The sequence below is a fragment of the Sphingobacterium populi genome (genome assembly GCF_001586775.1).
Classification (GTDB): domain Bacteria; phylum Bacteroidota; class Bacteroidia; order Sphingobacteriales; family Sphingobacteriaceae; genus Sphingobacterium; species Sphingobacterium populi.
Window position 1 is genome coordinate 292,750 of sequence record NZ_LQXS01000002.1, and the last position, 22,944, is coordinate 315,693.

Here is a 22,944-nt window from a genome sequence, read left to right on the forward strand (position 1 = left end):
ATGGCCTATATAAATAAGAGACCACTTCGTTCTTTGGGTTACGATTTCGTGCCCAAAGAATACTTGCCCGCAGGGCAAGATGAATATTACCTACGATTTCAACAGAATCCTGTTGCTTCGGATCAATTCCGGCATTTAACAGCGGCAGAGATCGATCGGCTAACTGCGTTGGGCAACGAGTCGTCCAATTGGGGCGATGTGCTCGTTAGCAAAGCCGGCTTTATTCCCGAGCAGATTCGCCATTCCAAGTTCTATGGTTTGGTGCGTATTGGTAAAATGGACGAAATCTATGTCGAATATCGGGATTTGCGTTTAGCGTCGGGTATTTACCATTCGCAGATTATTAGTTCGGATATAGGAGATTACTGCGCCATCCATCATGTGCGCTATATGGCGCACTACATCGTGGGCAAGGAGGTCATCCTCACGAATATCGATGAAATGGAAACCAGCTCCAATGCAAAATTTGGAAATGGCGTGCTCAAAGATGGTGATGATCCCGAAAGTCGGATCTATTTAGAGTTGTGCAATGAAAATGGCGGTCGATCTGTACTTCCATTCAATGGCATGCAGGCTGGCGACGTTTATCTTTGGACGCGCCATCGTGATGATGCCGATTTTCAGCGTCGACTGCATGAAATCACCGATTTGCAGTTTTCGTCCAAACGGGGTTATTACAGCATGATCGGCGAACGTACCGTTATCAAGAATTGCCACACCATCAAAAACGTGCAGATTGGCTCCGATGCCTATATCAAAGGCGTTAATAAAATTAAGAATGTCACCGTCAATTCGATCTCATCTGCGTATACGCAAATTGGTGAAGGCTGCGAATTGGTCAATGGTATTGTAGGCTACGGTTGTCGTATTTTTTATGGCGTCAAAGCCGTACGGTTTATCCTGTCTTCTTTCTCCCAATTGAAATACGGTGCGCGCTTGATTAACTCATTTCTAGGGGACAATTCTACGATATCTTGCTGCGAAGTGCTAAATTCTTTATTGTTTCCAGCTCACGAGCAGCATCATAATAATTCTTTCCTTTGCGCTTCGTTGATCATGGGGCAGAGTAATATGGCGGCTGGCGCGACGGTGGGATCCAACCATAATTCTCGCGCAGCAGATGGTGAACTGATGGCAGGGCGTGGCTTCTGGCCGGGCTTGTGTGTGAGTTTGAAGCACAATTCGCGTTTTGCGTCTTACTCATTGATCGTCAAGGGAGATTTCTTGCATGAACTGGACATTCGCATTCCATTTTCACTCATTAGCAATGATGTGCATCAGGATCGCTTGGTCATCATCCCAGGCTATTGGTTTATGTACAATATGTACGCGCTAATGCGCAATACCAGCAAGTTTACCGCGCGAGATAACCGTAAACTGAAAAATCAGCATTTGGAGTACGATGTAATCGCGCCGGATACTGTTAATGAGATGTTTAATACCTTCTCGGAAATCGAAAATGCGGTCGGTTTATTAGGCGATGAGGCGCTACAAGCGTTGAAAGATCCAGCAGCGGGTTTTCCGTATGAAGTATTGCTTAAGAATGTAGAAAACTCCCGTCGAAATGTCGTGTTAAAGAAGCCAAAAGAGGTATACCATTTGTTCCAACGCATGATACGCTATTATGCAGCTACACAACTGTTGGCCTATACTGAAAGTAATTCGTTGGACGATCTTTGGCAATTACTACAAAGTGAGCCGCTACAACGCAAGACTTTTACTAACGTAGGAAATCAGCTCATACCAGATCAAGATTTACAAGCATTGATATCTGATATAAAAGCGGGTACGCTTAATTCTTGGCTGGAAATTCACCAGCGTTACCATCAATTGAGTAGTAGCTATCTCCACGAAAAGGTACTTCATAGCATGGCATCTTTACAAGAATTAACCGGCGTGCAGGCTGCGAATTGGGATGCGGCTTTTGTTCAGGGATTATTGCAAGAAGCACTAGAAACCAAGCGCTGGATTCGAGACGAAATCGAGCGTACGAGAGCGAAAGATTACGAAAGCGAATTTCGTAAAATGCTGTATGATTCGGACGAGGAGATGGAAACGGTTGTCGGCAAGTTGTCTGATAATAGTTTTATACTTTCTCAGAATAAAGAACTCGCCACATTTGAAGTGCGGATTGCAACTTTGCTGGAATCTCTGGCGCCGACGGCATAATTGCCACGTTTACGGATTGCATTTGAAATTGTACCATAAGTCAGCCTCTGTTTCTTTTCTTAGAAACAGAGGCTGACTTTTTGATTTGTTAGGCGCCAGCGAAGCTCAAACTTACAGCGCTGTCGCTGTAAAACCTGCTTTTTGTACTGCCTCGAGCACTTCCTCTGCCGTTGCACCGCTGGTCTCCACTGTCAGGATTTTGGCGGGATTGGTTGTGTCAACTTCCCAGTGATTAATGCCTCCAACTTCTGATAAAAACGGAGTTACAGCTTTGATACAGCTTCCACAGTTGATGCTGGTTTTGAAGGTCAATACGTTATTTTCCATGTTGTGCTATTTATTATATGATATAGTTATTTGATTTCCTCTACCACAGAACCAATATTCCGCCATTTGAGTCGCAAGCTATTGGATACGACCGATACACTGCTCAAAGCCATCGCAGCACTGGCAATCATCGGACTCAGCAAAAAACCAAAGCTAGGATACAAAATGCCCGCCGCAATTGGAATGCCTACTACGTTGTATATAAATGCCCAAAAAAGATTCTGCCGAATGGTTTTCACTGTTAATTGCGACAGCTTAATAGCCACAGCAACTTGGCACAAATCGGATGAAATGATGGTCATCTTAGCCACATCCATCGCGATATCACTTCCTTTGCCCATCGCAATACTAACGTCTGCCTTTGCCAGTGCAGCGCTATCATTAATCCCATCACCCACCATCCCGACTATATGGCCGGCAGATTGTAATTTTGCGATGAATTGCGCTTTACCTTCTGGCGATACCTCCGCTTGTACATGTTGAATATTTGCTTGTTCAGCGATTGCAGTTGCAGTAGCTTCGTTATCTCCAGTCAACATATGAGTTTGGATACCCATTTGGTGCAGGGTGGTAATAGCAGATTGCGTGCTATCTTTAATTGGATCTGCAATTGCTAATAGAGCGAGTACGCGTTGCGCTAGGGCAAACCAAATTACCGTTTGGCCCGATTTCGCGTATTCCGCAGCTTGTTCTAATTGCGAATTGGTAATAGGCACCTTGTTGTTGGTCATGAACCTGCGATTGCCGGCAAAATAAGCGTTGCCGTCATATACCGCCGAAATACCATAGCCGGTTACGCTCTCAAAATTATCGACTTCAAGCATAGGAGCGTCCGGCCAAGCTGTGACGATGGCATTGGCTAGCGGATGCTCAGATAATCGCTCCATGGCCACGAGCACGTTTTTATGGTGCTGATCTTCATTATCTAGCCAGTATTGATCCGTCAGCTGTGGACGACCTACCGTAAGAGTGCCCGTCTTATCAAATACTACTACATCCAGATCTTTAGCTTTTTCAATACTTTCGGCATCTTTAATTAAAATTCCGGCCGCGGCCGCACGACCAACGCCGACCATGATGGCCGTTGGTGTAGCCAAGCCTAAAGCGCATGGACACGCGATGACCAGCACCGTGACGAACACCATAATGCCTTGCGTCAGTCCATGTTCGCCACCAAAAAGTATCCAGATCAGCATGCTCAATAGTGCAATACCCATAACAATAGGAACAAAAATACCAGCAATTTTGTCAACCAGTTTTTGCACGGGCGCTTTGCTTCCTTGCGCATGGCGCACTAAAGCAATGATTTGTGCTAACACTGTTTCCTGACCTACTTTTTGTGCGCGAAACTGAAAGCTGCCTCGCTGATTAACTGTTCCGGCGTATACAGACTCGCCTTTGCCTTTCGAAACTGCCGCAGATTCGCCGCTTAGCATACTTTCATCGACAAACGATTGCCCTTGTTCTACCACTCCGTCAACCGGTATTTTTTCGCCCGGGCGAACCAGTATCAAATCGTTGACAATTACCTCTGCAATCTCAACCTCTTGCTGGGCACCTTGTGCATCCAGCCGAACAACTGTTTTGGGCTGCATACCCATCAATTTGTTGATCGCTTCTGAAGTATGGCTTTTTGCCCGGGCTTCCAGCAATTTGCCTAGCAACACGAAAGCGATAATGACGGCGGCAGCTTCAAAATATACATGCGCCGCCAGCCCGCTTTTGAGCCAAAAATCCGGAAAAAACAAAGTAAAAACGCTAAATATATATGCTGTACCCGTACTCAGCGCGACGAGTGTATCCATTGTAACGGTACGATGTTGCGCTTGTTTCCAAGCGTGCACAAAAAAGTCGCGACCTACCCAAAAAAGTAGTGGCGTAGTACACGCAAACATAATCCAGTTGGCAAAAGGCGCATGCATGAAGAACATACCATATACGAAGACGGGTAACGCTAGCAGTAGAGCAATGATGGTTTTTCGCTTTAATTTGCTGTATTGAGCCTGCTGTAAGACATCTTTCTTCTCTTCACGAGAAGCGGCTGGCTCTAATAGTAGATCAAAACCGATAGCGCGTACAACTTTCTGTAAATCTTGTTCTTGAATTAAATCTGGTAAATATTCTACCTCTGCGCTGGTATTGGCAAAATTAACGTTGGCGTGTAGTACGCCCGGCTGGGCAAGCATCATGCTTTGAATGCTGCTAGCACAAGAAGCACAGCTCATATCTAGTACCGGGATTTCTTGTTTTTGCGTAACAGGCGCGTAGCCTTTTTGCCGCAGCACGGCAATGATTTGCTTTAACAGCTCTCTATCTTTGCTTGCTATTAACAGTTGTGATGCATCCAATTGTGCCGTCACGCTGATACCGGCATGCAAAAGCAGTTGCCGTATTTTGTTTTCATCCGCTTGGGTAAGGTTTTTTTTGCCCAGAGATACGATTGTATTATATTCTTTCGTCATATCAACCAATAAGAGGTTTGTATAGACAAATATCGGGATCAAGTGTACAGAAATGCTTACGTTCTACCGCGTTTTACTTGTAAGATTTCACCGCATCGAGTGGTGTTCTGGTATTTTCGGTGGATTGCTTATACTGGGAGGGAGAAATGCCTGTAACCTTTTTGAACTGATTACTTAGGTAAGCGACACTAGAATAATGCATTTGATCGGCAATCTGAGACAGCGTGAGTTCTTCATAGCGTAGCAATTCTTTGACCCTTTCTATTTTCTGTGCTATGAAAAACTTTTCAATCGTAGTCGATTCCAATTCTGAAAACCAAGCTGACAGATGGGCATAATCCTCATTAAGCTCTTCTTCCAACCACATTGAGAGATTAATTTTCTGAATCAGATCTTTTTGATAAATCAATTTAATAATTGCTGTCTTTACGCGCTCAACAGTTTGTTGGCGTTTGTCGTCTATTAGGCCAAAGCCCAGCGCTTCCAGATCTTTGCGAATTGTATCTAATTGCTTGTCGGAGATTGGTGCTGTAGTAGTTACCTCGCCCAGCGCAATATGCGACACGGGCAGTTTCCATTTATCCATCTGCTGCTCTACGACCATGATACAACGATTGCATACCATATTTCTTATATAAAGCGTCGTATCCATAGCGTATTTCCGATCTTGATATGTACGAAATTAGCAAAAGCCCATGGTATAATGCATGGGCTTTTCTCAATTTGCTGTCAAAATTTAAAACTGTGGAGCGTGCGGATCGTCTGTCGGAGGCGTCGGCGCTACCGGATTGCTGGCATTATCAGCAGTAGATGATGGTGATTCGTCTGAAGGCGAATCAGTACGTTCTACGGTGATTTTGCATTCTGTCAAGATTGCAGCCAAAGCACCGACCGCGGCGAATATCGGCGCTAAAACGATACCGACTACCCCGATAGTGACAGGAAAGCTGATGATTTCTTTATTCTGTTTATCTGCAATGGAGATCTTACGTACATTGCCTTCCGCAATAAGATCTTTGATTTTTTTTAGTAGGTTTTCACCGTTAATGCTGAATGTTTCTTTAAATGACATGGTCGTAATTTTTAAATGGATAACTTATTTCTTTTAATCAAAAGTAGCAGCACTGCCAGATGTTTGATAGTGAATTTAGGTGAATGGCTGCGGGGAGTCGGTAAAAACTCCCGTAAGGTCGGTTTATGTGCCGCTACGAACGACAAATAATTTTAATATTTTTTTACATTTTGGCACGATCTAAGTATCTACATTCGTATAACGTCATTAAACACAATTCTAATATGAAAAAACAAAAAATATGGCATTATGCTTGATAATCGTCGGTACGGTGGTTTTCAGTGCGTGTGGAGTTAGTAAGAAGGTGCATCGAGCTCTTGAAGCTGAGCATCGTACGTTGGGCGAGCGTTACCAACAAAGTCAGGTAGAATTAGCAGAGTCACGTGCGCGTGTCAAAAGTCTAGAAGATCAACTGGAATCGGAAAAACGTAATAACGCTTCACTCAAAGAAGCATTAGCGAGATTGCAAGGTACGCTAGATAATAGTATCAGCCAGAATACGCAAGGAAACGTCAATATTTCAAAGCTGGTAGATGAGATTAATGCCTCTAATCGCTACATTCAGCATTTGGTGAATACCAAAAATAAGAGCGACTCGCTGAATATGGTATTGACCAACCGACTCACGCGTTCACTGAGCAGAGAAGAATTGCAAGATGTGGATGTGCAAGTGCTTAAGGGGGTAGTGTACATTTCTTTGGCAGACAATATGCTGTATCGCTCTGGTAGTTATGAGATCTCAGATCAGGCAGGTGCTACGTTAAGCAAGATTGCCAAAATTATTCAAGATTATAGAGATTATGATGTGCTGGTAGAGGGTAATACGGATCCGGATCCGATTACGCAGAAAAATATCCGCAATAACTGGGATCTTAGTACATTACGAGCCTCATCGGTTGTACAGGCATTACAAAATACCTATGGGGTAGATCCTAAGCGGATGACTGCAGGTGGTCGTGGTGAATACAATCCGATCGCTGACAATGCCACTGCGCAAGGTAAAGCACGCAATCGTCGTACGCAGATCATTATCACGCCAAAACTAGATCAGTTTATGGAATTGATCGATAAAGCTCCTGCATCGGATAGTATTTCAGAAGAATAAAACAGTTTATTGCCCGATACGCTTACCCTTCTTCGATCCTTTGAGCGCTCGAAGAGGGGTTTTTTGTTATCCAGATATGGATTCCTATTTTTGCAAGATGAAGGATACGATTGAACAATTTTTGGCTGACGAACAGGTCAACACACAAATCTACAATGCTACGTACCAGCAGCTAGCCCATTTGCAGCTCAATAGCCAACTTACCCACATATTCACTACTGCCGCCTTATTGATCGCGATGACCATTGTACTTTTTATGGTGGATTATCTGGTGCGCAATATCTTTATACGTGTATTTTCCAAAATGATGCGACGCTCACAACAAGTAGCGCACGAACGACTTGTGGAGAATAAGTTTTTTTCAAACCTGAGTTTATTGATTTTGCTGACGATAACACAGGCGTTTTTGCCGTTGGTTTTTCGTGGTTTCCCAGCGACTCTCTCATTCCTTGAAGCGTCATTAAACCTTATAATTGCTTTTATCGCGCTTCGATTGATTAACTCAGTATTCAAAACTGGTCGGGATGTTTTCCAAAATAAGCCTGGTTTTGTAGACAAGCCTTTGGATAGCTATCTACAAGTCTTGCAGATCGTGCTATATTTCATCGGAGGAACAATTCTCTTTACCGTGATAACAGGGAAGTCACCAGGTGATTTCCTGATTTCTATGGGAGCCGCCTCCGCGATTCTGATGTTAGTATTCAAAGATACTATCCTCGGTTTCGTTGCCAGTATTCAAGTATCTGCTAATGATTCTGTGAGGGTAGGAGATTGGGTTGAAATGAAGAGATACAATGCCGATGGTGATGTGTTGCAGATCAATCTTAATAATATACGTATTCGAAATTTTGACCGTACCATCGTTACGATACCAACGCATACTTTGCTCACGGAGTCATTTACAAACTATCGTGGGATGCAGCAATCAGGAGGTCGCCGGATCAAACGAGCAGTTAATGTCAAAATTTCATCTATTCGATATCTTGGAGACGAAGAGATCGCAAAACTACGCCAGATCCGCTTATTACAAGATTTTATTGATCAGCGACTCGCAGAAATTCAGACCTACAATCAAGAGTTTCTTCCAGACGAAAGCATGCCGGTTAATGGTCGCAGAATGACTAATATCGGACTTTTCCGTACTTATCTTTCTGCTTACGCAAAAGCACATCCGCGTATCCAGCAAAGTTCTATGGTAATGGTTCGCCAGCTAGCACCTACCGAACATGGGCTTCCTTTGGAGCTATATATGTTTACAGATGGTACTTCGTGGGCATTTTATGAAGAAGCGATGGCCGATATTTTTGACCATTTGTTTGCGGCAATTAAGTTTTTCGATCTGGAAGTGTTTGAAGCGCCCGCATCCGATGATCTACGTCTACTGAAGCAATCCTTTTCCAAAGATGCGCTTTCCAATTGATGCGGAAAACTTTCTAAATACTGGGGTGGTGGAGGCTTATATGCCCAACTCAACTTGAAATGTGCCACCCCATGTTCCCATTTGATTGCTGTTGTTGAATTCGCCGTCACGAAATAAATAAGAGGCATTAGCTTGAAACTTAAGTCGGTGAGCTTTGAAATATTTGGTAAGGCCAAGTTCTATTACTTCGGTCTGCAATTCGACGGCTTCAATATCATGATGGGGCTTGACATAAGTATAACGACTAGCGATCTCATAGCCATCGTGTAGCAAGTAGGAAAGTTGCTGATTTACTCCCCAGCCCTTGTACGCATGAACCGCTTGTAAAGGATCGCTTTGCAAAAAATTGAGTGGATTATCGACGTCGCGGCGCATGTATTCTGCCATATATGCCCAACCCGTATATTTAAAGATCATGTCTGCATAAGCTGTCTTTAACGTCATGGGATTGCTTACCAATTTTCCGGTTTGTCCGCCCGCTCTCGTCGTGCGATCATTGTAGCTATAGCCAGCTGCCAATGATAGTTTTGGGGTAGGTTCGCGTTCCAGATCACCTTCTGAATAATCGCCATCATTTGTAAATTCGCCTAATGGCAAAAATTCCATTCGTCCAGTATACGCTAATCCCTCGTCAGTAGTAATAGCAACCCGGCCTTCACCCGTAGAAACGGCAAATTTAGCGTGGATCGGCATATTATTTACTTGCTTATTAAGGTGCATCGTGACATTGAAATCACGATCTATATTAAAGGCTGCATTGACTAAGGAGCGTTCTGCAAATTGTAACTGACCCGAGGAGTTTACCCTTTGGCGGTTACCAGGCAGCTTGTTTTGACCGAATGAAACATAGAAATCATCTGTAAAGTTATAAAACATAACCGCGTCTCGCACGATGTTGGGTACTCCGGTATCGTCAAAATCTTGGTCTCCTCGTGTAAAAGCTAATTGTACACTATACGATATTTTTGGAGTATAGATATAACCGTCCATTCGCAGGCGTAATCTGCGGACACGTGCTTCCCATTCATTATTGCTTTGTTCGTCCAATACGTTGGTGTATCGCAGTCGGTTTTGCATCCGAAATCGGAAATTTGTGTAAAACAAGCTATCCGGACTCATAAACTGGATTCCTTTGAAGTTACCAATCGTAGCTCTATCATCTCGTTCCTGAGCAACGACAGATGCTGGCTGCACAAAATAATGTAGAAAAAGAAAGGCAAAAGATAGTATGAAACGGATTTTCCGTTTAGGGGAGGAGTTGCTGTGGTACCACATAATTTTCACTAATAGAAGCTAATACCTGTCGTATATTGCTTACAATATTACAGTTAAATTATTGAAATTTAGCACAGCTAATCCTTTTTAAATCATGAATAACAAGCACTTTAGCCAACTATATGTTTAAATTGAAATATAGCTTATATATTATTAGCCTTTACCGTAATCTCTGCAATATCTAGCACTTGTATACGATCTTCTTGTTCCTTGACCTTGACGCCGTCTCGTAGCATTGTCATACAAAATGGACAGGCAGCAGCCACAATATTGGCTTTGGACGCTATGACATCTTCGATGCGCTCAACATTGATGTCCTTACTGCCCGGTTCGGGCTCTTTGAACATCTGTGCACCACCGGCACCACAGCAAAGTCCATTGCTACGGCAGCGTTTCAGTTCCACTAAATCAGTATCTAAAGATTCCAATACTTTACGCGGAGCTTCGTATACCTCATTGGCACGACCCAAGTAGCAGGGGTCATGATAGGTTATTTTTTTTCCCTTGAATGCATGTCCGTCGCTAGGTTTTAGTTTTCCTTCATTGATTAGTGACTGTATGAGTTCTGTATGATGTATCACCTCATATCGTCCGCCTAATTCCGGGTATTCATTCTTTAGCGTATTAAAACAATGTGGACAAGCCGTTACAATTTTTTTGATTTCATATCCATCCAATACCTGAATGTTCATCATGGCCTGCATCTGGAATAAAAACTCATTGCCAGCACGCTTGGCTGGGTCACCAGTACAGCTTTCTTCGGTGCCAAGTATCGCATATTTGATGCCTACATACTGGAGAATTTTGCAAATATCGCGTGTGATACGCTGCGCACGTTCGTCAAAACTGCCTGCACAACCTACCCAAAAAAGTAAGTCGGGCGATTCGCCTTTAGCTAATAACTCTGCTGCAGTTGGGATATGAAGTTGATTTTCCATGTGATACTGTATCTTAAAGGTGAAATGGCCATTCGGCGCTTTCTACTATTATATTCGCGATTGTTTCTTATTGAGAATTAGCCCAGTTTGCACGGTCTGCTTGAGCATACTTCCACGGCGCACCGTTGTTTTCTAAGTTAGAAAGCATATTGTTAACGCTTGCAGGGGCTTTAGATTCTTCCATGATAGCATACTGCCGAAGTCCCATAATAATCTGCAGTGGATCTATATTGACGGGGCACGCTTCTACACAGGCATTACAACTTGTACATGCCCAAATCTCTTCTCTACTAATGTGAGTGTCGATCAGCGATTGTCCATCATCTACAAACTGCCCTTTATTATGATCTATGTTTTTGCCAACCACAGCAAGGCGATCTCGTGTATCCATCATAATTTTCCGTGGTGAAAGTAGCTTACCAGTTATATTTGCAGGACAAGAAGCCGTACAGCGACCGCACTCCGTGCAAGTATAGGCATCCAGTAAATTTTTCCAGGTCAAATCATGCACATCTTTCACTCCAAATCGCGAAACTTCACCTTCAGGAGGCGGCAAAGACGGATCCAACATAGATTTTACTTCTGCAGTTACGCTCGGCATATTGGCAAATTGCCCTTTGGGTCTTAAATTGCTGAAATACGTATTTGGGAAAGCCAGTAAGATATGTAAGTGTTTGGAAAGAGGCAAATAATTGAGAAAGGCCAATACGCCTATAATATGAAACCACCAAAAAAAGCGCTCCATTACGATTAACGTTCCTACATTGGATGGTAAAATTCCTGTTAGGTATTGGCTGACGGGAAAACTTCCGGCCACTATATAATGATCTGCCTGTAATCCTTGTAACTTGTGATCTGCTGCATTCATAAAAAGAAAAGCACCCATCAATAGAATTTCGGCGATCAAAATTAGATTAGCATCTGTTCTTGGCCAATTATTGAGCTCTTTTTGGTTGAGCCGTTTGACTCTTAAAATGTTGCGTCGGATCAGGAAAATCAGACACGCAGTAAATACCGATAATGCTAGCCATTCGAAACTAGCGATCAAAAAACTGTAAAAATCACCCATAAATGCAAACACGCGGTGCGTACCAGCAATGCCATCAATAATGATTTCCAACATTTCAATATTTATAATCACGAAGCCCAAATACACAAAAAGGTGGAGTAGTGCGGGAATTGGCCGTTTGAACATTTTCTTTTGACCAAACGCTACCAATAACATCAGTTTGGTGCGTTCTGCAGGCGAACCAAAACGATTCACGGATCGGCCAAGGCGAATATTACGGTATATTTTGTAGGCATTTTTGTAGAATAGCCATCCCGCAAAAACCAATAATATCGCAAATAAGAGTTGAGCTATCATCGTTTTTATAATCAGTTTGCTACAAATATATCAAATAGTATAATGCTATGCGAGCATAATATCCTATTTAGACGAAATAAAAATTACTAATCTATATAACAAAAAAAAGCCGCTACAGTTTATGTAGCGGCTTTCCAACTCATTATTGAGAAATATTAGATTCCCAATTTTGCTTTTACGTCTGGCGTAAGATCATCACCACCATCAAAGTAAAATACACTTCCGCTGGCCAAATCCAGCACGTAAGCATATCCTTTATCTTTTGCTACGGTATTGATTGCATTGATTACCTTCGTCTCGATAGGGTTCATCAATTCTTGATATTTTTTCTGAAGCTCTTCTTGTGCTTGACCGTTAGTTGCTTGAATACGCTCTTCCATTTGGCGCATTTCAGCAACCAATCCTTGTATCTCAGTGTCAAGAGTCGCTTTGTTGGCTTCGCTGCGATTCATCGCTTTCTCATTTGCCTCAGTTTGCTTTTTCTGATACAACTCCAACATACCTTGATACTCTTTCTCTTTAGTTTCTCTTAAGGTTTGAATTTGAGTTTGCGCAGTTTTAAATTCGGGCGTAGCTTGCATCAATTCCTGAGAATTAATGTGTCCAATCTTTTGCTGAGCACTCGCCACATGTGTAGCTACGAATAATCCCGCCGCTACAGCTACACCTTTCCATACATTTGTCATCATATTCATGTTAATCTAAAATCTTATACTGCGATAAGTTTGTTGTTTTGTTTATTTTGTTAATCGTATTAGTTTGCGCAATTATACTAAAAAAAAAACTTAATCCGCTAGTTTAGGATCAGGTTTGAAGCCGAGCTTCGTGATTACAGCATTGCTTTTGTCTAATGCTGGGTTAGCAAATAAAAATGTCGCTTCCGTACTTCTGTCTAAAATCAGATCCAAACTTTCTGCAGCCGCAATGTCCTGAATGGCTTTAGTAAGGCGTTGTTGAATTGGTTGAATCAGTTGAGAACGTTGCTTGAACAACTCACCCTCGAAACCAAAACGCTTTCTCTGTAAATCTTTTACTTCACGTTCTTTATTTACAATCTCGTCTTCGCGGCGTCTTCGCATATCATCATTCAATAATGTCTGATCATTCTGATATGCTTTATATAAGCGCTCAATCTCTTCGAACTTGGCATCTACTTCTTCCTGCCATTTGGTAGAAAGGTCATCTAACTGCTTCTGCGCAGCTGCATATTCTGGAATGTGTTTTAAAACATATTCTGAATTTACATAAGCGAGTTTCTGTTGTGCAAAACCTGCGCTGATTGAAAGCGCTAGTGCTGCCGTTATTATAAGAATCTTTTTCATCAATATATGCTTTAATTTTTCCTATTTAATCTTTCTGACAATTTAAAGTTCAAAAAGTTTAAATTTTCAAACATTCTGTTGTTCATATTGTCAAAAAAATATGCTTTTCGAGTCACAAAGTAACAAAAAATAATCGTGGCTAAAAGGTATCGACGTCTATTTTTAACTTAAATTTAACTGCCAATCGTCCATGTAGAAGGAACGTCAATGTGTTTTCAAATGCTACAATTCCATCAGGCTGTAGCTAAAATAAAGAAGGTTATCTAAAATCAGATAACCTTCTTTATTTTTTCTCTTATATAGTGCTGTTTAGAAACCGCCCATATTTTGAATAATACTAAACGTAAAGTTCTGTCTCCATCGACTTTCCGGCATACCTGGGATCGGATCAAATGCGTGACCGTAATCGATACCCAACATACCAAATATTGGTAAGAAGATACGTGCTCCAATACCCATTGTACGGCGTACTTTGAACGGGTTGAATTCGCGGAAATTATTCCACGTATTACCAGCTTCGGCAAATGCAAGTGCAAATACTGTAGCTTGCTCATTCAGCATAATCGGATGGCGAAGTTCCAATTGATATCTTGCGTATATTGGTGAACCCGAACGTATGGCAATATTTTGTGCACTACCGCCACCTGTAGATTCTGGAATCACTGTACCATTGGCGTATCCACGCATCGCAATGATCTCTGTACCTTGCAAAAAGTCAAAACCTTGCATACCATCACCACCTAATACGAAACGCTCGAACGGTGATATAGGTGCTTGATTACTATACATTCCTAAATAACCAAACTGAGCTTGTGACTTAAGAACCAACTTTCCGGCAATCGTGGTATACCATTGGGAATCAAACTTCCACTTGTGGTATTCTACAAACTTGTACACTTCATTAGCTGGTGCTGTTGCGTAGTCAATATTATTCCATAATGAATATGGCGGAGTTAATTGAACGCTCAAACGGATGTTGGAACCCGAAGTTGGGTAGATCGGTGCATCTACTGTATTACGACTGATCTCTTGTGTAAAGTTGATGTTGTAAGAATCCCCGTCGGCGAACAAGAATAATCCTGCATAATTATTTAAGACGTACCGTTGAAATGATAACGAACTGTTGATCTGGAAATAACGATCTGGCCACTGCAAACGCTTACCTAACGTAGCAGTTACACCGTGCATATTAATGAATGGTGCATTCTCTCTTTCCACCCATTGCGATCCTTGGAAAAACATTTCTCGCATGTTGGATACATAAGCATTCAGACCAAAATATATCGGTTTCTTACCACCTAACCAAGGTTCTGAAAAGGAGAAGTTGTACGATTGGTATCTTCTACCTGAAGTTTGTCCACGAATACTGAACCTTTGCCCATCTCCTCGCGGTAGTGGCTTCCACGAATCTTTTTTGAAAAAATTGCTAGTAGAGAAGTTGTTGAAGTTTAGACCCAAGGTACCGATCACTTGTCCAGCACCGTAACCACCGGAAAGCTCGACTTGGTCAGAAGCTTTTTCTGCTACTGTAAATTCTAAGTCGGTAGTACCTTCCTCCATATTAAGATTCTTCATGGGATTTGGTGATATTTTTTGTTCATCAAACATCCCGAGCTGAGAAATTTCTCGAATACTACTTACGAGAGCTTCCCTAGAATATTTCATTCCAGGTTTGAGGAATATAGATCGCAATACTACACGATCATTGGTGACATCGTTACCTTTTAAAATGACGTTATTAATGGTGTACTGTTTACCTTCAAACATTTGGATTTCCAAATCGATCGTGTCTTTGGAGATGCGCTTAATGATTGGTTCAATTTGGAACGTCAGATAACCATCATTCTGATATAAGGCCGCAATATCATCACTAGCTCTTGTAGGCCCCATCAATCGCGCGTGGATTTTCTCCTCGCTATATACATCGCCCTTGTTAATTCCGAATATAAGATTCAATATCGAGTCTTGGTATTTGGAATTACCTGTCCATGTAATATCTCCCACATAATATCGAGGCCCTTCATACAGATCTATGTCGATATTGATTCTTTTTTTGTTGTAACGCCAGATGCTGTCTCGCAAAATTTCGGCATCGCGGTAGCCTTTATCCTGCATCTTGGCGATGAGGTTTTCTTTGGCTTCTAGATATTTGTCTTCTTTAAAACGACCTGGCCCAAATATGCGAAACCATGCGCGTGGTTTTACGCCTTTCAAGAATTTACGCAACTGGCGATCGGTGAAGTTTTCTGCTCCCGTAAAGTTGACATCACGAACCTTAATCTTGCTGTTTTTCTCCACATTAACAGTCACGGTTTCGTAGTTGGCTTGTAGAGAATCTGGAGCAGTAGTAATCGTAATGTCGGGGTATAAGAATGATTTTTCTCGCAAATACTTTTCGACCGTACTACGTGTAGTTCGAAGCAGATTCTCGTTCACAATCTTACCTGATCCGGCATTAAGTCGCTTACGTACCTCATCTGCCTGACTCTTTTTTAGACCCACGACGTTGATGCCTGCCAAGCGAGGTCTTTCTACCACGCGAATCTCCAAAAAGATATTCTCGCCTTGGATATTCGTTGCGTATAATTGTACCTCTTCGAACAGATTTTGCGCCATCAAATCTTTGATTACGCTTGCAGTTTGCTCGCTAGGCACCTCTATATATTGGCCGACCGCCAGCTTTGAAATAGTAATAAGGACATCTTTGTCCAAGTATTCTACTCCCTTAACATCTACGCCAGCAATGATGAAATTTTTCTGATTCAGGTACGACAGTTCGTCCGGGTCGCTAAGGTTAATAGGGCGATTTCCAGGTGTTTGAGCCTGTGCTGAATAAAAAACGGAAAGTGCGAAGATTATAAAGGCGAGTTTAACAAATATGTGCTTCATCTACTAATTATTGTCGGTGCTAAAGTACACCAATCTCTTGTTAATTTATGTTAAAAGACCTATCTCAAGTTTTAAGAATTGTTAAAACAGGGCAAAGGGTCAAAAGTAAACAAATCTTACAACTGTTCACTAATCTTACCGAATCTTCTTTCTCGGTTTTGGTAGTTAAATATGCATTCGTACAGATTCTCACGCGTAAATTCGGGCCACATAATCGGTAAGAATACCAATTCGGTGTAAGCCATTTGCCAAAGCATAAAGTTGCTGATACGCTGTTCGCCACTAGTACGAATCATCAGATCTGGATCTGGAAGGCCTGTAGTGTATAGATTTTCCGAAAACAATTTTTCGGTGATATCTGTTGTAGCAAGTTCGCCAGCTTGCACGCGCTGCGCAATTTTTTGCGTGGCTTGTAAAATTTCTGCTCGCGCACCATAGCTTAGCGCGAGGGTCAAGGTGCATACTGCTTTATCTTCGGTCTGGTCGATGGTTTCCTGCAATGTACGTTGGCAATGTGCAGGTAAATCATCAATATTACCTATCGCATGTAATTTGACGCGGTTTTTTTGAAGGTTTCTACCTCGGTAGATAGCGAGTGCACGAGTATCTCCATTAAAGCTTGTACTTCTTCTTTAGGGCGATTCCAATTTTCGGTAGAGAATGCATATAGCGTGACGAATGGTACACCTATTTCAACACAACCTTCGAGCGTTTCGCGAACCGAATTCACACCATTTTGATGTCCAAAAACGCGGTCTTCTCCTTTTTCTCTCGCCCAGCGGCCATTTCCATCCATAATGATGGCGATATGCTGAGGTAGGCTGTCCTTATTGATTTTGTTTTTGAAATCCATTACTTATTCGTGAAAATGCATGTCGGACCTACGGTTTGTCCATACTATATCGGGCGTAAAGATAGCTTTTTTTTCTAGGAAGTATCTTATGAAGCCAATGCTGTGGAGCTAGGCTAGCTCCAAGATCGGCGTTAGCGGTGTTTAATAATTCCGTACGTCTAATCCCCAAAGCAATTTTTCTCTCAAAATGCTGAAATACTGATCCTTTTTCAGACGAATCAGGTTGATTTCAAAATCTGCTTTCCTGATTTTTAAGGTGGTTTTACTTGGCAATGTCTTACTTCTGGAATCGCAGCTCAAGATATATTTCTCCGTGCGACTATCAATTTTTAAATCAAGCTCTGATTCTGCGGAGATGACTATTGGCCTTACATTTAAATTATGAGGAGATACAGGAGTGATCACAAAATTGCCACTGCCCGGCATGATAATAGGGCCGCCACAGCTCAACGAATACGCCGTTGACCCTGTTGGTGTCGCAATGATCAAGCCATCCGCCCAGTAATCGTTTAGTAATTGTTGATCTAACTTTGCCTGCACAGTAATCATCGCCGAAGTATCATATTTAAATACGGTGATGTCGTTGAGCGCAAAATTCTCATTGCCAAACAGCTCATCTTCTTCACTCGACACGGCTAAAACGCAGCGGGATTGTATAGTATATTGCTTATTCAAGATCGCGTCCAATGCTTCTTCAATATCATTTTTGGCAATGTTGGCTAGAAAACCAAGACGACCAAAATTAATCCCAACGATCGGAATCCCCGAATCACGTATCAAAGATACAGCAGAAAGCATGGTACCGTCACCGCCCAAACCTAGCATAAAATCTATCGGCTGCTCAATGTCTTTAAGTGTGTGGAAGGTCTTAAAGTACGATGGACAATACAGCTCGTCCTTTAAGAAAGCAAAAAAAGGTTCATAGATAAACACGTCTATTTCACGTGCAGCCAGAAAACGAAATAACTCCTCCACATATGTGTTGACCGAGGGATTGAATTCGCGTCCATAGATTGCTATGGTAGTTTTCATGTGAGCAAATATTTACAGCGGGCAAATGTCGCAATAATTGTTCATTATAACTCCAGGTAGTTCATTAAAAGATTGTAGCGATCTTGAATATCGTTTTTATCACTACCATCATTGAAGGTTGCTTTTACGACATAATCAAAGCGCCATAATGACGCGACAATGGCTGCAATATTGTTCTTATTGACTTTAATCGTCATTTCGATCCGATCAGAATCTGGTAATTGTCGTGAAGAAATACTAAGAATTCGCGTGTTTTCCGACTCGATGATATGCGAAACCTGCGAAAGCGTATAATCGCGACTATCCATTTCTAACACAATCACTGCACCAGCTTCATTATTGGCCAAGGTATGGTTTAATGCTTTCAAAATCTCTTTTTGAGAGATAATGCCCATATACTGATGATCTTTATTTAAGACAGGTAGTATATCGTGATCATGTATCGCCATAATCTGTAGGCCATCAAAAATATGCTGGTAGTCGTATACATACACGAATGGTGAGGTACGCTTGATATCGGCAATGGCTTTGGATTCGTCCTCCTCGGCTAGTAAATCTTCCTCACGAACTAGGCCGATGAACTCGCTGTCCTGCACTATGGGTAATTGATGGAAGTGAAATTCGCTGATGCGGTGCAATACGCGTTCGACCGTGTCTTGCGGCTTGACTTCTGCATAAAGATTAGAAATGATTTCGCCTATATACATACTGTTCCTTATTCGTTAATACTTTGTTAGACTGAGATCTGCGCCAACGTTTAATCGTTTCGTGTTTTCCTTTATAGTATCGTGATCGTATGCTAAGTTAATAACATTCAGGGGATCATGTAGCATAGAAGGCTTGCGGAGAGCACTTTTTTTACCAAAGTTATTCGTAGATGTCATAAATTATGTATTTTTACAAGAAAGGAGTAGGGTATTTAACACTTTATGAGATCAGTAGAGCAAGACAAATTTATAGAGATACGGAGCGTTATTCATAAAAAAAACCCAACACTAGCCAAGTGGATTCCCAAACCTCTAATGAGTTATTTGCAGCGTGTGATACACGAAGATGATATCAATTACATCATGCGCGAATACAAAGACGACTATGGGTTGGATTTTGTTGATTCACTTTTGGAGGAGCTTGGCGTAAAGGTGATCCTTGAAGGGGCCGAACACATTCCATTAAACGATAGTGTTATTTTTGCTTCTAATCATCCGCTAGGTGGATTGGATGGTGTTGCTTTTATGCAGGCCATTGGCCGATACCGTAAAGATGTAAAGTTTCTAGTGAACGACATTCTACTGAATGTACGTAATCTGGAGCCACTGTTTATTCCGGTCAATAAGTTGGGTGGGCAAAGTAAAAGCGGCATTGCGGCTATTGAGCATGCGTACGCCTCTGATCAAGCTTTATTGGTTTTTCCGGCAGGGCTGGTTTCGCGTAAAATAGCCGGCAAAATTCAGGATTTAGAGTGGAAAAAGAGCTTCATTTCAAAAGCTAAGAAGTATAAAAAAGACGTTGTGCCCGTTTATATTGATGGAAAGAATTCCAATTTTTTTTATAATCTGGCACGTATAAGAGCGCAATTGGGTATCAAAGCCAATATTGAAATGTTGTATTTGCCTGACGAAATGTTTTCGCAGAAAAATAAACAGGTAAAGATCATCATTGGCAAAAGAATACCGTACACTCATTTTGATGCGTCAAAAAATGAACGTTCATGGGCAAACGAAGTGCGTACAATAGTGTACGACATGGGGCAGTCCAAAAATAGATAGAGAAGAATAGTATAGTATGCAAGAGATTATTGCACCAGTAGATAGAGCGTTAATAAAAGCAGAATTGACTTCAGCGTCTTTTTTGCGACATACAAATAATGGTAATAATGAAGTGTATCTGGTGAATTACCATACCGCACCTCATATTATGCAAGAAATTGGCAGACTACGGGAACTCACATTTCGCGGTGCTGGTGGTGGTACAGGCTTGCCGTTGGATATCGATGAAAATGATACATGTGAGCATAATTATGATCAATTGATCGCTTGGAGTCCGGAAGATGAAGAAATCATTGCCGGATACCGTGTCATCCGTTGCGACAAAGCCATTGACAGCGAGGGCAATATTCACCTTTCTACAGCTCATTATTTTGATATTTCGGAAAAGTTCGTCAACGAGTACCTGCCTTATACCATAGAGTTGGGGAGATCATGGGTTCAACCTAAATATCAACCTTCCAGCGAAAACCGACGTGGCATTTATTCCTTGGATAATCTTTGGGATGGTCTAGGTGCAGTGGTTATTACCAATCCAGAGATCAAGTATTTATTTGGTAAAGTCACCATGTATCCTCACTACAACGCAGTGGCTCGCGATTTGTTGATGTATTTTATGGCGCATTATTTTCCAGATAAAGAACAATTGGCAAAACCTGTCGAATCTTTATTCCTAGGGTACAAAACAGATATTTCTACATTTGAAGGCATATTTGATAATTTACCTTACAAGGAAGGTTATAAACTTTTAAATTCAAAAATCCGTGCATTAGGCGAAAATATACCGCCGCTTATCAATACCTACATGAATATATCCCCGAGTATGATGACATTCGGTACGGCCCTCAATGACGAATTTGGCGAGGTCGAGGAAACCGGTATTTTGATTACGATTGATGATATTTATCCGACGAAGAAAGAACGTCATATGACAACTTACGAGCGGGATAAGGTGCGCGAAAGGACAAACAAAAAAGAGGCTAAATAAGCCTCTTTTTTGTTTAATTTAAACGCCGCAGCGTCACTTGTTTAGTGTCTGGAATATTAAGCGGTACGCGTTCTAAGGTCACAAAGCTGCTATCCAAGCCAAAGCTCTTCTCCTCACTCAGGCTAAAAGTGCGTAAGACCTTGTACATTTCCATGATAATTTTATTACCCCAAGATAGGTTTGACGACTTAGAAAATACTTTTTCTAACACAACGAAGTTAAAATCTCCTGCGATCTGATGTTTACGTAGTGTACCGTAGCGGCTGGTAATATCAATTTCACCTTTCGAGACCATATCTTCTACCACTTTGCGGAAGAGCAAACTAATTTTTTGTTCTTCACGAAATCCAAGTTTGAAATCGATGCGAATCAGTTTGCCTGGTATCAATTGTTTAACGGTATAATCTCTGGCATGAGGCGTATCCATCACATCGACATGTACAAACCAATACACATCGGCACGCTTAGGTTTTTTGTTGATGATGGAATAAACAATTTTGTCCTCAATATCGTGTGTATTGTTGGCGCTTGTAAGATATACAAGCTGTGAAGCAAATGGCGGTATGCTGGTGTCCGAACTTAGATCAGATAGAATCCCATAATACTTACGAATATCCACAAAGCGGATGTAAGCGTTCTTGATTTTTCGCGCCATATACCAAGCGTACATAACAAAAAATATTGCCGATGCCAGTACCAAAGTTAACCAGCCTCCATGCGTGAATTTGACAAGATTACCTGCCAGAAATGCCAATTCGATTACGAAGTATACTATAGCAAATAGCACGATCCAGATTTTTGGGACACGCTTGCGCACCATAAAATAGCACATCAATACTGTTGTGGTGATAAAAGTTAGGTTGATAGCTAGACCGTATGCCGCTTCCATATTACTCGATTTGCGAAACACAGCAATAATCAAAATACATCCAAGATACAGGATCAAATTAATGGATGGTACATACAATTGACCTTTGTGATCACTAGGATAGCGAATAGATACTTTCGGCCAAATGTTCAATCTTACTGCTTCCGATATTAAGGTATATGCTCCAGATATCATCGCTTGGCTGGCGACAATAGCAGCGATCGTAGCGATAACAATACCAGGCACCACAAACCATTCAGGCATGATTCCGAAGAAGGGATTTAACTCTCCTAGGCGCGCTCCTTGATGTGTAAGCAACCACGCTCCTTGCCCAAGATAATTGAGCAACAGCATGCTTTTCACAAAGATCCAACTAATACGGATATTAGATTTGCCACAGTGCCCCATGTCCGAATAAAGTGCCTCAGCCCCCGTCGTACATAGAAAGATAGCACCAATAATAAATAGCGAATTCGGATGTTGAACGATCGTTTGTACGGCATACAAAGGATTTAGCGCTTTTAGTACGTGCGGTGCCTCGTCTATATGCAGTAAGCCCAATGTCCCAATCACTACAAACCAGATGAGCATAATGGGACCAAAAACACGACCAACTACGGAGGTGCCGAAGCGCTGGATTATAAATAATAAGGAAATGATAAGTACCACGATCGGAACAGTCGGAATGTTGGCGTTCATCATTGACAATCCTTCCACTGCCGAAGATATCGTAATTGCTGGCGTAATCATACCGTCGGCCAACAAGGTAGACGCACCCAAAATAGCCGGGATAATCAACCATTTACTTTTGCGTCTTACCAAAGAGTAAAGCGACAAAATTCCACCTTCTCCGTTGTTATCTGCACGGAGGGTGATAATTACGTATTTGACGGTAGTTTGTAGAGTTAGCGTCCAAAATATACAAGATAAGCTACCGAGAATGAGACTCTCTTGGATAACTTCTTGATGAAAAATCGCCTTGAAAACGTATAAGGGAGAAGTGCCAATATCACCAAAAATAATTCCAATACTAATTAGTAGGCCGGCGGCACTAAGGCGATTAAGATGTGATTTATTGTCCATGAGACAGATGTG

Annotated in this window: 18 protein-coding genes and 1 pseudogene; 5 read left to right on the forward strand and 14 right to left on the reverse strand. The window is 41.8% G+C overall.

What is annotated here, in order from left to right; genetic code table 11:
• Positions 1-2,169, forward strand: coding sequence for a DUF4954 family protein (locus A0125_RS05560; protein ID WP_066753395.1), 2,169 nt, complete (start codon positions 1-3; stop codon positions 2,167-2,169).
• 111 nt (positions 2,170-2,280) lie between these two features.
• Here the strand turns inward: A0125_RS05560 and A0125_RS05565 are convergent, their stop codons facing one another.
• From A0125_RS05565 to A0125_RS05580, 4 genes are all read right to left on the reverse strand, one after another.
• Positions 2,281-2,496: a heavy-metal-associated domain-containing protein gene (locus A0125_RS05565; protein ID WP_066753398.1), complete on the reverse strand. Its 216-nt coding sequence runs from the start codon at positions 2,494-2,496 to the stop codon at positions 2,281-2,283.
• Between the two features lie 26 nt (positions 2,497-2,522).
• Positions 2,523-4,958 (reverse strand): heavy metal translocating P-type ATPase, encoded by a 2,436-nt coding sequence (locus A0125_RS05570; protein WP_066753401.1) that lies wholly within the window; start codon positions 4,956-4,958, stop codon positions 2,523-2,525.
• A 73-nt stretch (positions 4,959-5,031) separates the two neighbouring features.
• A complete protein-coding gene (locus tag A0125_RS05575; protein WP_066753403.1) occupies positions 5,032-5,610 on the reverse strand; it encodes a helix-turn-helix domain-containing protein in 579 nt (192 codons plus the stop codon).
• 84 nt (positions 5,611-5,694) lie between these two features.
• Positions 5,695-6,030: a DUF4342 domain-containing protein gene (locus A0125_RS05580; RefSeq protein ID WP_082784916.1), complete on the reverse strand. Its 336-nt coding sequence runs from the start codon at positions 6,028-6,030 to the stop codon at positions 5,695-5,697.
• A gap of 241 nt (positions 6,031-6,271) precedes the next feature.
• On the opposite strand from A0125_RS05580, the gene A0125_RS05585 reads away from it, so the two are divergent.
• Positions 6,272-7,135: an OmpA family protein gene (locus A0125_RS05585; protein WP_066753405.1), complete on the forward strand. Its 864-nt coding sequence runs from the start codon at positions 6,272-6,274 to the stop codon at positions 7,133-7,135.
• A gap of 97 nt (positions 7,136-7,232) precedes the next feature.
• Complete coding sequence (locus A0125_RS05590) at positions 7,233-8,555, forward strand: mechanosensitive ion channel family protein (RefSeq protein WP_197464801.1); 1,323 nt, start codon at positions 7,233-7,235, stop codon at positions 8,553-8,555.
• 36 nt (positions 8,556-8,591) lie between these two features.
• On the opposite strand, the gene A0125_RS05595 is transcribed toward A0125_RS05590, so the two are convergent.
• The 9 genes and pseudogenes from A0125_RS05595 to A0125_RS05635 form a co-directional block, all read right to left on the reverse strand.
• Positions 8,592-9,830, reverse strand: coding sequence for a porin (locus A0125_RS05595; protein ID WP_082784917.1), 1,239 nt, complete (start codon positions 9,828-9,830; stop codon positions 8,592-8,594).
• Positions 9,831-9,973: 143 nt separating this feature from the next.
• Positions 9,974-10,768: a (Fe-S)-binding protein gene (locus A0125_RS05600; RefSeq protein ID WP_066753411.1), complete on the reverse strand. Its 795-nt coding sequence runs from the start codon at positions 10,766-10,768 to the stop codon at positions 9,974-9,976.
• 67 nt (positions 10,769-10,835) lie between these two features.
• On the reverse strand, positions 10,836-12,134 hold the full coding sequence (locus A0125_RS05605; RefSeq protein WP_066753414.1) for a 4Fe-4S dicluster domain-containing protein: 1,299 nt from the start codon (positions 12,132-12,134) through the stop codon (positions 10,836-10,838).
• 155 nt (positions 12,135-12,289) lie between these two features.
• Positions 12,290-12,823, reverse strand: a complete 534-nt coding sequence (locus tag A0125_RS05610; protein WP_231863137.1) for an OmpH/Skp family outer membrane protein — start codon at positions 12,821-12,823, stop codon at positions 12,290-12,292.
• A gap of 96 nt (positions 12,824-12,919) precedes the next feature.
• Positions 12,920-13,456, reverse strand: a complete 537-nt coding sequence (locus A0125_RS05615) for an OmpH/Skp family outer membrane protein (RefSeq protein ID WP_066753417.1) — start codon at positions 13,454-13,456, stop codon at positions 12,920-12,922.
• 309 nt (positions 13,457-13,765) lie between these two features.
• The gene (locus tag A0125_RS05620; RefSeq protein WP_066753420.1) at positions 13,766-16,345 is read right to left on the reverse strand and encodes a BamA/OMP85 family outer membrane protein; all 2,580 of its coding nucleotides are present in this window, start codon (positions 16,343-16,345) and stop codon (positions 13,766-13,768) included.
• 116 nt (positions 16,346-16,461) lie between these two features.
• Positions 16,462-17,198, reverse strand: a pseudogene (locus A0125_RS16590) (isoprenyl transferase).
• A 141-nt stretch (positions 17,199-17,339) separates the two neighbouring features.
• Positions 17,340-18,230, reverse strand: a complete 891-nt coding sequence (locus A0125_RS05630; protein ID WP_066753423.1) for an NAD kinase — start codon at positions 18,228-18,230, stop codon at positions 17,340-17,342.
• 44 nt (positions 18,231-18,274) lie between these two features.
• A complete protein-coding gene (locus tag A0125_RS05635; RefSeq protein WP_066753426.1) occupies positions 18,275-18,937 on the reverse strand; it encodes a CBS domain-containing protein in 663 nt (220 codons plus the stop codon).
• A 222-nt stretch (positions 18,938-19,159) separates the two neighbouring features.
• Here A0125_RS05635 and A0125_RS05640 point away from each other — a divergent pair, with 222 nt between their 5' ends.
• Together A0125_RS05640 and A0125_RS05645 are read left to right on the forward strand one after the other, a co-directional pair.
• Positions 19,160-19,996 (forward strand): 1-acyl-sn-glycerol-3-phosphate acyltransferase, encoded by an 837-nt coding sequence (locus tag A0125_RS05640; RefSeq protein ID WP_066753429.1) that lies wholly within the window; start codon positions 19,160-19,162, stop codon positions 19,994-19,996.
• 16 nt (positions 19,997-20,012) lie between these two features.
• On the forward strand, positions 20,013-20,981 hold the full coding sequence (locus tag A0125_RS05645) for a GNAT family N-acetyltransferase (protein ID WP_066753432.1): 969 nt from the start codon (positions 20,013-20,015) through the stop codon (positions 20,979-20,981).
• 13 nt (positions 20,982-20,994) lie between these two features.
• Here the strand turns inward: A0125_RS05645 and A0125_RS05650 are convergent, their stop codons facing one another.
• The gene (locus A0125_RS05650; protein ID WP_066753435.1) at positions 20,995-22,932 is read right to left on the reverse strand and encodes a KUP/HAK/KT family potassium transporter; all 1,938 of its coding nucleotides are present in this window, start codon (positions 22,930-22,932) and stop codon (positions 20,995-20,997) included.
• Positions 22,933-22,944: the final 12 nt, after the last annotated feature.